At 71.4% G+C, this 13178-nt stretch carries 12 protein-coding genes and 1 pseudogene; 6 read left to right on the forward strand and 7 right to left on the reverse strand.

Annotated features, from left to right (window positions below):
- Positions 1-86: 86 nt before the first annotated feature.
- Complete coding sequence (locus ACFMQL_RS39070) at positions 87-746, reverse strand: hypothetical protein (protein ID WP_378789814.1); 660 nt, start codon at positions 744-746, stop codon at positions 87-89.
- Entirely contained in the window at positions 747-1289 is a 543-nt protein-coding gene (locus ACFMQL_RS39075; RefSeq protein ID WP_378789816.1) for a hypothetical protein, read from the reverse strand.
- Between the two features lie 3148 nt (positions 1290-4437).
- Between ACFMQL_RS39075 and ACFMQL_RS39080 the strand changes: the two genes are divergently transcribed.
- The 3 genes from ACFMQL_RS39080 to ACFMQL_RS39090 are packed head-to-tail and all read left to right on the forward strand — an operon-like array spanning position 4438 to position 5895.
- Positions 4438-5364, forward strand: coding sequence for an amidoligase family protein (locus ACFMQL_RS39080; protein WP_378790262.1), 927 nt, complete (start codon positions 4438-4440; stop codon positions 5362-5364).
- A 28-nt stretch (positions 5365-5392) separates the two neighbouring features.
- The gene (locus tag ACFMQL_RS39085; RefSeq protein WP_378789818.1) at positions 5393-5755 is read left to right on the forward strand and encodes a hypothetical protein; all 363 of its coding nucleotides are present in this window, start codon (positions 5393-5395) and stop codon (positions 5753-5755) included.
- Positions 5737-5895: a hypothetical protein gene (locus tag ACFMQL_RS39090; protein WP_378789820.1), complete on the forward strand. Its 159-nt coding sequence runs from the start codon at positions 5737-5739 to the stop codon at positions 5893-5895. The genes ACFMQL_RS39085 and ACFMQL_RS39090 overlap by 19 nt, the downstream gene beginning before the upstream one ends.
- A 12-nt stretch (positions 5896-5907) precedes the next feature.
- Here the strand turns inward: ACFMQL_RS39090 and ACFMQL_RS39095 are convergent, their stop codons facing one another.
- The gene (locus ACFMQL_RS39095; protein ID WP_364067956.1) at positions 5908-6252 is read right to left on the reverse strand and encodes an STAS domain-containing protein; all 345 of its coding nucleotides are present in this window, start codon (positions 6250-6252) and stop codon (positions 5908-5910) included.
- A gap of 411 nt (positions 6253-6663) precedes the next feature.
- Here ACFMQL_RS39095 and ACFMQL_RS39100 point away from each other — a divergent pair, with 411 nt between their 5' ends.
- Complete coding sequence (locus ACFMQL_RS39100) at positions 6664-8202, forward strand: polysaccharide lyase family 1 protein (RefSeq protein WP_378789821.1); 1539 nt, start codon at positions 6664-6666, stop codon at positions 8200-8202.
- Between the two features lie 191 nt (positions 8203-8393).
- Here ACFMQL_RS39100 and ACFMQL_RS39105 read toward each other — a convergent pair whose 3' ends face one another.
- On the reverse strand, positions 8394-8747 hold the full coding sequence (locus ACFMQL_RS39105; RefSeq protein WP_364067958.1) for a helix-turn-helix domain-containing protein: 354 nt from the start codon (positions 8745-8747) through the stop codon (positions 8394-8396).
- A 64-nt stretch (positions 8748-8811) separates the two neighbouring features.
- Here ACFMQL_RS39105 and ACFMQL_RS39110 point away from each other — a divergent pair, with 64 nt between their 5' ends.
- Together ACFMQL_RS39110 and ACFMQL_RS39115 are read left to right on the forward strand one after the other, a co-directional pair.
- Entirely contained in the window at positions 8812-9705 is an 894-nt protein-coding gene (locus ACFMQL_RS39110; protein WP_364067959.1) for an LLM class flavin-dependent oxidoreductase, read from the forward strand.
- Positions 9706-9838: 133 nt separating this feature from the next.
- Positions 9839-9961 (forward strand): annotated as a pseudogene (locus ACFMQL_RS39115) (FAD-binding protein); the annotation flags it as partial.
- Between the two features lie 261 nt (positions 9962-10222).
- On the opposite strand, the gene ACFMQL_RS39120 reads toward ACFMQL_RS39115, so the two are convergent.
- Genes ACFMQL_RS39120 through ACFMQL_RS39130 form a run of 3 tightly spaced genes read right to left on the reverse strand, consistent with a single transcriptional unit; the run spans position 10223 to position 13171 of the window.
- Positions 10223-11041: a carbohydrate ABC transporter permease gene (locus tag ACFMQL_RS39120; protein ID WP_364067960.1), complete on the reverse strand. Its 819-nt coding sequence runs from the start codon at positions 11039-11041 to the stop codon at positions 10223-10225.
- Entirely contained in the window at positions 11031-11948 is a 918-nt protein-coding gene (locus ACFMQL_RS39125) for a sugar ABC transporter permease (protein ID WP_364067961.1), read from the reverse strand. Before ACFMQL_RS39125 ends, ACFMQL_RS39120 begins: the two co-directional genes overlap by 11 nt.
- Before the next feature lie 2 nt (positions 11949-11950).
- Entirely contained in the window at positions 11951-13171 is a 1221-nt protein-coding gene (locus ACFMQL_RS39130; protein ID WP_364067962.1) for a sugar ABC transporter substrate-binding protein, read from the reverse strand.
- Between the last annotated feature and the right edge of the window lie 7 nt (positions 13172-13178).

A 13178-nucleotide genomic window follows, 5' to 3' on the forward strand; every position in this document is an offset into this window, starting at 1 on the left:
GTGAATCACTGGCTGATTCCGATGTTGTCGGCCGGTCAGAAGTGGCCGGAGGCCAGCGAGGCCGGGCTGTCGGAGCTGGCGCGCCGTTACGCGGCGCTGTCGGACGGCTCTATGTCGTCTGCCGAGCCGGCGGGCCTGGCGGTGCGGACGATCGTGTCGGGGTGGGCGACGCCGGCGACCGCGACGTTCGCGGGCCGGGCGCGTGAGCTGTACGGCAACAAGGGCGGCATCTCGGGGGTCGGCAACAACGCGCGCGCATACGCGGTGCAGGCCAGCAACTTCGCGGTGCAGACGCAGTACTCGAAGCTGACGATCAACGTGGCCTTCTGGGTGACGGTGACCGCGATCGCGATCACGCTGCTGGCGGCGTTCTTCAGCGCGGGCGTCTCGACGCCGTTGATCGGTCCGTACGCGGCGGCGGCACGCGCGGCGATCAGCCGCATCCTGGCCAAGCTGGTGGCCGCTGCCGGGCAGAAGGTCACTGCGGCCCACCTGGCGAAGGTGGCGGCGTTGAGCGGCCCGACCGGGAAGGCTCTGGTGCTGCGGCTGCTGGCCTCGCCGTTCGGCAGGGAGCTGGTGGAGGAGGTCGGTGAGGAGTTCTTCATCGAATTCGTCGCCCAGCTCCAGCAGAACCAGATGGGCACCAGGAACGGCTTCGACTGGCAGCAGCTGGCCGTTGCCGGGCTGAGTGGCGGGACCGGTGCGGCGGCGGGCTCGGTGGTGGCGGGGCCGCTCTCGCGGGTCACTCAGGTGATGCCGGGGTTCGCCGGGCGGGCGCTGACGACGGGTGCGACGAACGTGATCGCGTCGCCGGTCGGCGGCTTCGTGGGCAACGGGCTGGTGTACGGGCAGTGGTCGAACCCGTTCACCGCCGAGTCCATGGTGGGCGCCTTCATGGGTGGTGTGGGGCGTACCGGGACGATCAGCCCGTTCAGCCCGGATGTGGCCCTGGCTCTGGCGGACCCGGTGACCACGCTGGCCTCCGCGTACGCCGCCGCCAACCGGACCGACGCCGCCCACGCCGCCGCCTGGGCCGCCGCGACCGGAACCACCGCAGCCTCGACCGGCGCGCCGACCGGCCCTGACGCCAACCCGTCCCACGCCACGGTGAACGTCCGCACTCCGGACCTGGCCACGGTGCCGGCCACCGTGGGTCCGTCCAGCACGACGTCCACGGGTGGCTCCTCCAACATGACGTCCACGGTGGGGTCGTCGTCCGGCGCGACCTCCCGTACGTCCACGGCGGGCTCGTCCAGCGCGACCCTCCGCGTGGGCGCCGATCTGCCCAACGCCGACTCCTCGCCGCGCCGTCACACCCCGAGCCAGCCGTCCGCCCCCGGCCTCGGCCACCCGAACCCGGACCAGACTCCTGACCGAACCTCTGGAACCGGCTCCGGCCGCCCGCCCGCACCCGGCATCGCCGCCACTCCCCCACCCACCACCGGCCAAGGCCCCACCAGTCAAGGCCCCACCGCTCAAGGTCCCACCGCTCAAGGTTCTACCGGCCAGGGTTCTACCGGTCAGGGCTTCACCGGCCAGGGTTCTGCCGGTCCAGACTTCGCCGGCCAGGGTTCGGCGAGCCCCGGCCCCTCGCCTCAAGCCAACCTGCACAACCAGCCGCAGCCCGGCAGCCCCGAGCCGCAGCAGCCGGGGCCCGAACCCCGCCAGCCGAGGACCTCTCCGGAGCCGCACGCAAGCACGACGCCCGCGCCGCACACCGGCAGCACACCGCCCAGCACCGCAACCGGGGGTTCGACCGCCGAGGGCAGACCGACCGTCGCCACGACCGACGCCCCGACGGGGCACACGACCAGCCCGAACACGACGGTGACGGCGGGCGAGCCTGCCGGCCCGCTCCCGCCAGGCCGGCCGCAGCCGCTCACCGGCCCTCACTCCACCACCCCGCCCGCCCAGGGGCCGCTCGACGAAGGCCAGGCCACCGGTCAGGCAGTGCAGGCACCGTACAGTCTCCGCCCAGAGACTCCCGGCAGGCACAGGCCGGCCGATGCGCGCCGGGCTTCGGACGAGGCCCGCCAGAGTGAACCAGCGGGTACGGGCGCCGCCGACCAGGCCGCCTCCGAGCCCGAAGAGGCAGCGGACGGTCCTGCGCAGGGCCACGCATCCGCCGTTCCCGTAACCGCCGAGCCTGACCAGGCTGCGGACGGTCCGGCTCGGCACCACGCGTCCGCGTCGCCCGGCGAGGTCTGGGACACGGCGCTCAGCGAGGGGTACTCGCCGATAGCCGCGCCACACCCGCGCACCTTCGCCGAAGCGGCGGCGATCGTCCACCGCTGGACGCCCGGCGCCCAGCCCGACCCCGACCGCGGCGCTCAACCCGACACCGACGGCCGCCCCGGCCCCGGCAACCGCCCCGAGCCCGGCGCACAGCCCAATCCCGCCGACCGCCGTGACCCCGGCATGCAGCCCGACCCCGGTGTCCGCCCCGACGCCGAGGGTCAGGTCGGTCCCGACCAGCACTCCGGCAGCCAGGTCGGCACCAGCGAAGATTTCTCCCATATCGAGCGGCTGCTCAGCGGCGAGACCGACGACGCCTCCGAGCCGCAAAGCACCCTGGCCCCCACCACAGCGGACTCGGCAGCACCGCAGTCGGTCGCGCCGCAGTCGGAAGCTCCGGAACGGGAAGGGCCGAACCCCACAACCCCGGCCCTCGCCCCGGGAGAGCCGGAAGCATCGCAAGGGGAGACGCCACAGCCGGCAGCCCCATCACCGGAAGGGCCACAGCCGGCAGCCCCGTCACCGGAAGGGCCACAGTCGGCGGCGCCGCGATCGGAGGCGGCGCAACCGGCAGCCGCGCACCCCACCGCCGCCGACCCGGCCCTGGTCGAGAGCGGGCGGCGGCTCATGCGGTCGCTCTTCGTGGCGAACCAAGACGACACCTCGGCGGCCGTCCTGGGCACGCTGCGCGAAATCGTCGCAGACGGAGATCCGAAGACGGCCATACAGGACCTGGCGGACAGGTTCTTCGGCACCCGCCTGGCCATCACCCCCCTCATCGAGCTCTACCAAGACGCCCAACGCCAGGGCCTGAAGCCCGAGGCGGCACGCGACAGGTTCGAGCTCATCGACGTGCTCGACCGCGCCTACCCGGCCGATCATCACCGCTGGCTCGGCTACCGGTACGACGCCGCGTTCTCCGTCAGAACCCCGGAGCAGGCCCGCGCGGCCGGGGTCCTGGCGGAGATCATGGTGACCCCGGACGACAGGAACACCTACAAGGCGTTCATCACGCCCGTGCTGCTCGCCTACGGCCTCCGCAACATCACCGAGCTGCTCCCGGTCGTGCGGGAGGCGTACGACCAGGGCCACCTGCCGCCGCGGGCGGACGGGCCGCAGGCGTTCCACGACGCGTTGCGCCGCTTCTACCAGGAGGACCCGACGTGGTGGGAGGGCCTGCGCGGTCAGGAGACGTACGGGCTGCGCGGTCTCGACGACGCCGGCATCCGGCTGCTCGGCGCCATGATCAGGATTCTCCCGCAACGGGCCACCGCCCGGCCGTCCGCCCCGCTGCCGATGGAGACGCTGGCCCACGAGGTCGGCCTGGCGGGTTCCGTCGCGCACGTGTTCCGCCTGGCCAGGGACGCGCAGGAGCACGGCGCGGACCCGGCGGGCGCGGCGAACCCCCGCGAGCTGGCCGACGTGCTGATCGCGCACAAGGCGCACGACCCCTACCTGTGGAACGGCCTGCGGCTCACCGTCGAGCACGGCCTGACGCCGTCGGACGACGACGCGGTGCGGGTGCTCGCCAGGCTGGCGGAGCTCGCGGGTCCTGAGCCGGCGCGGCCGATCTGGACGTTCCAGCCGCTGCGGCGGCTGGCCGACCGCGCCGGGTACGGCTACGACGTGGGCGAGCTGATGGCGCGCGGGGCCGAGGCGGTGCGGAACGGGTTCGATGTGTTCGGCCCGGTCGATCGCGAGCAGGTGATCGACGCGCTGCGACGCCTGCAGCCGCCCACCGCGACGGACCCGCGCGCGACGGAGCCCGGCCCGCACGACCCAAGCGCGACGGAGCCCGGCCCGCACGACCCGCACGCCACCGCCACCGGCCCGCACGACTCAAGCGTGACCACTCCTGGCCTGCGCGACCCGCGCACGATCGCTCCGGGCCTGCACGATCTGTCGCCTTCCGCCGTCAGGGAGGCCAGGAAGGCCGCGGCGGCCGAGTACGAACAGGCGCGCAAGAAGCTGCGCGGCGGCTCCCGGCTGCGCCGTTTCCTGCGGCCGGGCTCCACCCTGTGGTGGTCGCCCGATCCGGGGATGGACGAGCTGTACCTCGAGTCGTTGCAGGCCCGCGTCCAGGCGTGGCAGCGCCTGCCGCGGGCTCCCGAGGTGTCGTTCACCCACGACTTCCCCGCCTACCTGCGGGCCTACGAGGCGGCGGCGCGGCGTGCGGAGAGCGGCGAGCCGGTGATCCCGTACATGTACGAGGACGCCACCGCGGGCCTGGGCGCCAGGGACGGCGGGCGCGGGTTCGGCGTGGAGATCGAGTTCGTCCTGCCGCCCGGGGAATCGCTGACGGCCATCGCGGAGGAACTGCACAAGGCCGGTCTTACCGGCGACGCCGACGTGCATGCGTACCACACCTCGGCCGAGACCGGCTACCGGACCGGCCGGAACGGCGGGCGCGGCCTGTGGCGGCTGGAGGAGGACAGCACCGTGTCGGGCGAGCTGGTCTCGCCGATCCTGTACGACGAGCCCGAGACGTGGGAGAACCTCCGCCGCGCCTGCGAGATCATCCGCGCTCACGGTGGCCTGGCGACCGGCGAGACCGGCGGGCACGTGCACGTGAGCGCCGGAGACTACGATCACCTCGTGGCGAACTTCGTCAGCGTGGCCGAGTACGCCGACCACCACGGCGACACGCTCTACCGGCTCGGCCACAACCCTGAGCATGAGGACCATCGAGGGCTGGGGTACTGCATTCCGAGCACGCCGCCGGCCGAGGGATACGACTCGATCGAGCTGGTACGCAGTACGCACGAGCACCACGCGGCGCTGAACCTGTCGGCCGTGAACGGATCCAGGCGGGACCACGTCGAGTTCCGCATGTGGGACGGCTCGCTCGACCCCGCCATCATCCAGGCGCAGGTGAAGGTGTCGCTCGCCCTGGTCGAGGCGGCCTTCCGCACCGCGGCCCTGGGCCTGTCGCCCAACGCGGGCCGGCGGGAGCCTGCGGGTAGCCACGCAGCGCTGCGCCGCCTCGGCTCCGCACCGGACCTCACCGAGGCCGGCAGTCTCTCCTTCCGCCTGCTGATGGACGAGCTGTTCTGGCGGGCATCCGACAAGGAGCAGCTCACCGCCCTGTACGCGATCACGCGCTGGAGCCCGTACCGGATGGAACCATGACCGGACCCGCATCCGGAGGAGTGCGCCCATGGCCGTGATCGTGCGGAACGTCCCCGCCGCGCAGGATCCGCCGCCCGCGCCGCGCAAGGCGGACGGCCGGCCGTACCGCTACGAGATGATCCACGCCGACGGCGCGCTGCGGGGTTACGCGGACGAGCCGGCCCAGCTGGTCGGGATGCTCATCCCCGGCTACGGCGAGATGGGCGAGGGCGCCGAGCGCGCGGCGGCGCGGCTCCGCCTCGCGCTGGACGCGCAGGCCCGGTTGCAGGCGCGGCTCGCGGTGGGGCGGCTGGGCGAATGCGATGAGAGCGAACGTGCGGTGCTGCTGGGCGGACGGCACGAGCCGCCGGCCCCGAGGAGTGGACGGCGCCCGTGCCGCTCGTCCTGGTGACGTCCTTCTACCGGCCTGAGGGGACGTTGCCGCGGCCGTCGGGACCGCAAGAGTTGCAGGTTTGGCTCGACCCGGCCGACGACTGGACGTTGCTCACCAGCCTGCACAGGGCGGGCGTGATCACGGTGGGCGCCCGCTGACAGAGGGCGGGGTCAGGCGGCGCTCGGCGGGACGCGGCTCATCGTCGGCAGCGCCCGGTCGAGGCCGGTGATGCGCAGCAGCCGCACCATGAACGGGCGGGGCTCGGCCAGCGCGAGCGTGATGCCCATCGGCCGGGCGCGCTGCTGGACGTCGACCAGCACGGCGAGACCGGCGGCGTCGCAGAACGTCACCTCCGACAGGTCGAGGACGAGCAGGCTGTTGCTGTAGTGCAGCGCGCTGAGCAGTTCTTCGCGCAGGGTCGCGCTGGTGTAGAGGTCGATGTCTCCGTAGATGCGCAGGACGGTCGGTTGGCTGCTGCCTGCGACGCCGAGCGGGGCGGTGTCGATGACCCTCATGAGAACACCCCCTCGGACGGGCTGGACGTGGGCGGGGTCACTCCGGGGGCGGCGCCGGCGCGGGCGCCGGTGCTTCGCAGGTCCTCGGTTTCTTCAGCGTAGTCGCCGGTTTCCCGGATGCCGGGCGAGCTAAGCAATCCAGGCCGAGGACTGCCGGAAATTTGACGAAATATCCGATTTGAGGACGCGGCAGCCCCGCCCGTACCCGCCGGATGAAAGTTTCATCGCTCATTGACAGGCGGAAAGCGCTTTCCTACGGTGGCGCTACTTCCACCAACACGGACGTGTTCACTCATGTGAGCGGTGCGCACTCGCTGGGGGGACTCCGGTCGGCGGGTCATCCCGTCGTGCCCGGACCAGCAGGACCGGCTGCGGGCAGCAGCCGGCATCGGACGACGAGATGGGACGAGCATGAGACGAGCAGTCGTGTTACGCGCCGGCGCGGCACTCGCCGCGGCGGTCTTGGCCGCGGCGGCCGGTACGGCCGTGACGGCGATGCAGGCGTCGGCCGCGGCCGGCAGCGCCACCGGCTTCGCCTCCGCCAACGGCGGCACCACCGGCGGGGCTGGCGGGCAGACCGTGCGCGCCACCACGGGAACCGCGATCCACCAGGCCCTGTGCAGCCGGGCCAGCAGCAGCACCCCGATCACCATCCAGGTCGAGGGCACGATCAACCACGGCAACACCAGCAAGGTGTCCGGCGGCAGCTGCAACACCGCGGACGGCGTGATCGAGCTCAAGCAGATCAGCAACGTCACGATCATCGGGGTCGGCAGCGGCGCGGTCTTCGACCAGATCGGCATTCACATCCGCGAGGCCAGCAACATCATCATCCAGAACGTGACGGTCAGGAACGTCAAGAAGTCGGGCTCGCCCACCTCCAACGGCGGCGACGCCATCGGCATGGAGAAGGACGTCCGCAACGTCTGGGTGGACCACGTCACGCTGGAGGCGTCGGGCGGCGAGCCGGAGGGCTTCGACGGCCTGTTCGACATGAAGAACAACACGCAGTACGTGACGCTGTCGTACAGCATCCTGCGCAACTCCGGCCGGGGCGGGCTCATCGGCTCCAGCGAGAGCGACCGCTCGAACGGCAACGTGACGTTCCACCACAACCTGTACCAGAACATCGACTCCCGTACGCCGCTGCTGCGGGGCGGGATCGCCCACATGTACAACAACCACTACCGGAACATCAACGAGTCCGGCATCAACTCCCGGGCGGGCGGCCGGGCGAAGGTGGACAACAACTACTTCGAGGACTCCAAGGACGTCCTCGGCACCTTCTACACCGACGAGGCCGGCTACTGGCAGGTCAGCGGCAACATCTTCGACAACGTGACCTGGGGCGCCCGCGACGACGACCACAACCCGGCCGGTCCCGACCCGCAGTCCAACACCAGCGTCAGTGTCCCCTACTCCTACCGCCTCGACGGCGCGAGCTGCGTGCCGGACATCGTGAGCAGGACGGCGGGCGCCAACAAGGGCCTGCAGGTCTCGGACGGCAACTGCACCCCGACCAACCCGACCGACCCGCCCACCGACCCCACGGATCCGCCGACCGATCCCACGGACCCGCCCACCGGCACGAACCTGAGCATCGGCGCGGGCTCCGACGGGTCGAGCAAGGCCGGCGGCACGAGCTACGGCAACGTGCGTGACGGGAACATGAGCACGTACTGGTCGCCAAATGGCTCGACAGGCGACATCTCGATCAAGTGGGGCTCGGCCACGACGGTCGGCAGGGTCGTGATCCGCGAGGCGTCCGGCGCGACGGGCGTGATCGGGTCGTGGCAGCTCATCAACGCCGACAACGGAGCCGTGCTGAAGTCCGGCACCGGGGCGGGCACGATCAGCTTCACCCCGACGTCCCTGAAGAAGATCACGTTCAGGATCACCGGCTCGAACGGCACCCCCAGGGTCGCCGAGTACGAGACCTACGCCTCCTGACGCCCTCCGGGGGCCGCCCGCGCGGCGGCCCCCGCACCGATCCGGCCGATCAGGCGGTGGCCGAGGCGCTGCGTGGGCGGCTCGATCGCCCGGTGGCTGAGCCCGCTCAGCGGCAGCAGCAGGCGCGGATCGGCCGGCCCCGGCGCAGTTCGGCCGCCCCAGGCAGGGATCGGCCCGCCTCGGCGCGGGGGTCAGCTCGCTGCGGCGGTGGCGCGGCGGTGGCCCCACTCCACCAGGGGTTGCAGGAGCCGCATCAGCTCCTCGCCGTCGGGCGACAGCTCGTAGCGGACCTGCACCGGCGTGGTGGGGATCACCGTACGCACCATCAACCCCTCGGCTTCGAGCTCCTTGAGCCGCTGGGCGAGCAGCCGGTCGGAGATGCCCGGCACCGACAGGCGGTATTCGCCGAAGCGGCGCGCGCCGCGCTGCCCGGCCAGCAGGATCGCGCTGGTCCAGCGGCGGCCGACGGTCTCCATGATGTTCTGGAAGCTGCGGCAGCTCGGCTCGTGGATCATCGGGTCGCGAGGCTGGGATGCAGTGGTCACTTACTCAAGATTAGTACCTAACCTGACCTTTGCCCAGAAGCGCCGCCGTCCGGAGCATGGAGGCATGACTGACTACGGACATGACCTCTCCTTCGGTGTGAGCCTCGACCCCGGCGTGCACCGGCTCTCCGAGAGCCTGCGCATGGCGGCCGTCGCCGACGAGAACGGGATCGACTACCTGGCCGTTCAGGACCACCCGTACCAGCCCGGACACCTTGAGACGCTCACGTGGATCACGCATGTGGCGGCGGTGACCCGGCGCGTGTCGTTGCTGACCGATGTGGCCGACCTGCAGTTGCGCCCGCCGGCGATGCTGGCCAAGGCCGCGGCCTCGCTCGGCGTGCTGTCCGGCGGCCGGCTGGTGCTGGGCGTGGGCGGCGGCGGGTTCGCCGACGCGATCACCAGCATGGGCGGTGGACGGCGCACCGGCGCGCAGATGGTCGCCTACACGGAGGAGTCGCTGCACATCCTGCGGGCGGCGCTGGCGGGCGGCGTTGTGCGGCTGCGCAGCGAGCACCACGACGTCGAGGGCTACCAGGCGGGCCCGGTGCCGCCCTCCCCCGTTCCGCTGTGGCTGGGCAGCATGAAGCCGAAGATGCTGGGCGTGACCGGCAGGGCCGCCGACGGCTGGATCTCGCCGATGAACATCTACGTCGCCCCTGACGAGGTGCCCGGCAAGCAGAAGCTCATCGACGAGGCGGCCCGCGCCGCCGGGCGCGACCCGGCCGCGATCCGGCGGGCGTACAACGTGCTCGGCACGATCGGCGACGTGCGCGGCGGGCACGGCCTGGCGGGCGACGTACGCCTGTGGACGGACACGCTCACCAGGTGGGCGCTCGAGCTTGGCTTCGACACGTTCATCTTCTGGCCGGTGTCCGACCATCTGGCGCAGCTTGAGGTGTTCGCGGCGGAGGTCGTGCCGGCCGTACGCGAGCAGGTGGCCAGGGGGCGGCGATGAGCCTCACGCCGGTCCCGCCCGGGCTGCGGGGCAGGTCGTCACGCCCGGCGACCGGCGGTACGCGCTGCTGCGCTCCACGTACACCGCCGTGTCGAGCCCCGCCGCGGTGCTGCTGCCCGAGAGCGCCGGGGAGGTGGCCGCCGCGCTGCGCTACGCGCGCGAGCAGGGGTTAGCGCTGTCGGTGCGCAGCGGCGGGCACGGCCTGTCGGGGCGGTCGTCGAACGACGGCGGCATCGTCATCGACCTGTCCGCGATGAACCGGATCGAGGTGCTCGACCGGGAGGCGCGGCTGGTCCGGGTCGAGGCCGGGCACGAGCCCGACCTGCTGTGGGCGGCGGTCGAGCCGCTGCTGGGCATCGGGCCCATGCTCGACCGGCACGCGCAGCTCGCGCCGTACCCGGCGCTGGTCTCCACCGCGCACCTGCACCCCCACGTCGGCCGGCAGCCGAACACCACCACCAACGGGCTGCTGAGAGCCATGACCGACGAGGACGCGGCGGCGGGAGCGGATCCGCGGTCAGCCCTTGAGCCCGGTGTGGGCGAGGCCCTCGATGAAGTGGCGCTGGGCGAGGACGAAGACCACCAGGATCGGTACGGCGGTCATCGAGGCGGCGGCGAGCTGCACGTTCCAGAGGGGTCCGCCGTAGGCGTCGACGAACTGGGTGAGCGCCTGGGGCAGCGTGAACATGTCGGGCGTCGACAGGTACACGATCGGCTCCAGGTACAGGTTCCACGAGTGCAGGAACGTGAAGATCGCCACCGCGCCGAGCGCGGGCCTGGCCAGCGGCAGCGCGACCCGGTAGAAGGTGCCGAAGCGGCCCAGGCCGTCCACTCTGGCGGCCTCCTCCAGCTCGCCGGGCAGCGTGAGGAAGAACTGCCGCATGATGAACGTGGCCAGCACGCTCGGCGCGCCCAGGATCGGCACGACGATCAGCGGCCAGTGGGTGTTGATCAGGCCGAGCCGGTTGAACATCTGAAACAGCGGCACGATCGTGACCTCGCTCGGGATGAGCAGGCCCACCAGGACGACGACGAAGAGCACGTTCTGGCCGGGGAAGCGGATGCGGGCGAAGGCGTACCCGGCCATCGCGGCCACCGCCATCGTGCCGGCGGTGACCACGGCGGCGATGTAGAGGCTGTTGAGGTACTGCTGCCCGAACGGCTGCATCTCGAAGACGCGGGCGTAGCTGGACAGGTCCCACACCTGGGGGATGAGGGAGAAGTCGAAGACCTCGCTGATGGGCTTCATCGACGTGGTGATCATCCACCAGGTCGGGAAGACGAACGGCACGCAGAGCACGCACAGCACCGCGTACAGGATGAGCTTACGTCTCAAGGTGGACCCACTTCCTCCGCATCCGCCACTGCACGAGCGTCAGCGCACCGACGATGAGGAACAGCAGCACGGAGATCGTCGCGCCGTACCCGAAATGGTGAAACGGGAAGGCCTGCTGGTAGAGGTAGTAGACGAGGACGGTGGTGGAGGTGCCGGGGCCGCCCTGGGTGAGCACGGCGATCTGGGCGAACACCTGGAGCGAGCCGACCACCGTGATGATCGAGGTGAGCAGGATCGTCGGGCTGATGAGCGGCACCGTGATGCGGCGGAACCTGGTCCAGGCGCCGGCCCCGTCGAGCTGGGCGGCCTCGTAGAGCTGCTTCGGCACGCCCTGCAGCGCGGCCAGGAAGAGCACCATGTTGAGGCCGACGTTCTTGATCACCTGGACGACGATGACCGACAGCATCGCGGTGCCCGAGCCGCGCAGCCAGTTGGGCCCGCCCCCGAAGAGAGCGTTGATGCCGCCGTTCGGCTGGAGCAGGAACTGCCAGACGATCGTCCAGGCCACCAGCGACACCAGCACCGGTGAGAAGAACAGCGCGCGGAAGACCACGGTGCCGCGCAGCTTCTGGTTGAGCAGCACCGCGAGCAGCAGGGCGAGGGTCAGGTTGAGCGTGACGAGCCCGGCGGAGAAGATCGCGGTCGCGGTCAGCGAGTCGCGCAGCGCCGGGTCGGCGGCCAGCCTGGCGTAGTTGTCCAGGCCGACGTACTCGAACGTGCCGGCCAGGACGTTCCACTCGTTGAGGCTGAACCAGCCGACCAGCGCCAGCGGCAGCAGCACGAACAGCACGCTGCCGGCGAGCTGCGGGGCGATGAGCAGGTAGCCGACGAGGTTGTCGCGGCGCCGCACGGTCCAGAAGCGGCTCGCGCTGCGGCTCCCGGCCTTCGCGGCGGTGAGCACGGCCATCGTTACGACCCCAGCAGCGGCTGGATCTTCGTACACACGCCGTCGAGCACCGCCTTGACGTCGGCGCCGGGCTGCCAGAGCGGGTCGAGCGCGGCGCGGGCGGTCTGGATGAGCTCCTCCTGGCCCTTGTGGCTGGGCTTGACCACGCCGTTGGGGATGCCGTCGATGACGACGGCCTGCAGCTGCTCGGGCTTGAGCAGCGGGTTCGACTTGGCCAGCGTCTCGACGTTGAGCTGCGAGGTGCGGGCGGGCGGGAAGTACTGGGCGAGCTTGGCGGAGTTCTCGGCATTGGTGAAGTAGCCGAGGAAGTCGGCGGCCAGCTCGGCGTTGGGCGACTTCTTGATGACGCCGATGCCGGCCTGCCCGATCACGGAGTACTCCCCTGCGGGGCCGTGCGGCAGCGGCAGCAGCGTCCAGTCGAACGTCGCGTCCTTGAGCAGGCTCGCCCGCGAGATCTGAGTGACGATCATGGCGGCGTCGCCGGAGTAGAAGTCGACGGTCTCGCCGGGGCCGGGCAGCGCCTTGTCCGTGAAGATCGACTTGTGCAGGAACGTCATCGCCTCGACCATCGGCGGCTGGTTGAAGCCGCAGGTCGCGCCGTCCTCGCTCCACGCCTTGGCGCCCCAGCCCTCCCACAGGGTGGCGAGGTTGGTCCAGTTCTTGTAGTCCCAGTCGCCGACGATCAGCCCGGCCTTGCCCTTCTTCGCCACGGCGGCGGCCGCGTCCATGGCCTCCTGCCAGGTCCAGCCCTTGGCGGGCACCTTTTTGCCGGCCTCGCGCAGCAGATCGGTGTTGACGAACACGCCGAACGGCGAGGTGGAGAACGGGTAGGCGTACAGCTCGCCGTCCTTCTGCCACAGCCGGGTCGCGGCGGGCGCCAGCTCGGCGGCGTTCTGGATCTTGCTCGACAGCGGCGCGAGCGCGCCGGACTCGACGAAGTCGGGGGCCGAGCCCTCCAGGATCCAGGCCAGGTCGGGCGCCTTGCCGCCGGCGATCTGCGTGGTGAGCGTGGTGGTGTAGCTGTCGATCGGGATCGACTCGAACGTCACCTTGGCCTTGGTGTAGCCGGCGGCGATCTCGTTGAAGAGCTTGAGATGGTCCTCGTTGGCCGTCCAGATCGACATGCGCAGTGTCGCGGGGCCGGACTGCGCGGTCTGCTCCGCGCCGCTTCCGCAGGCGGCGGCCAGGGTGAGCAGGGCGACGGCGGGGATCAATGCCCTCATGGCGGGG

The organism is Nonomuraea fastidiosa, from assembly GCF_042751225.1.
In the GTDB taxonomy this organism is placed as follows: Bacteria; Actinomycetota; Actinomycetes; order Streptosporangiales; family Streptosporangiaceae; genus Nonomuraea; species Nonomuraea fastidiosa.

Excerpts from the sequence above, each read along its gene's own strand:
- ACFMQL_RS39095 (WP_364067956.1), bottom strand. The coding sequence starts at position 6,252 with ATGAGGGTCATCGACACCGCCCCGCTCGGCGTCGCAGGCAGCAGCCAA.
- ACFMQL_RS39080 (WP_378790262.1), top strand. The coding sequence starts at position 4,438 with ATGTACGAGGACGCCACCGCGGGCCTGGGCGCCAGGGACGGCGGGCGC.
- ACFMQL_RS39085 (WP_378789818.1), top strand. The coding sequence starts at position 5,393 with ATGGCCGTGATCGTGCGGAACGTCCCCGCCGCGCAGGATCCGCCGCCC.
- ACFMQL_RS39125 (WP_364067961.1), bottom strand. The coding sequence starts at position 11,948 with ATGGCCGTGCTCACCGCCGCGAAGGCCGGGAGCCGCAGCGCGAGCCGC.
- ACFMQL_RS39100 (WP_378789821.1), top strand. The coding sequence starts at position 6,664 with ATGAGACGAGCAGTCGTGTTACGCGCCGGCGCGGCACTCGCCGCGGCG.
- ACFMQL_RS39130 (WP_364067962.1), bottom strand. The coding sequence starts at position 13,171 with ATGAGGGCATTGATCCCCGCCGTCGCCCTGCTCACCCTGGCCGCCGCC.
- ACFMQL_RS39110 (WP_364067959.1), top strand. The coding sequence starts at position 8,812 with ATGACTGACTACGGACATGACCTCTCCTTCGGTGTGAGCCTCGACCCC.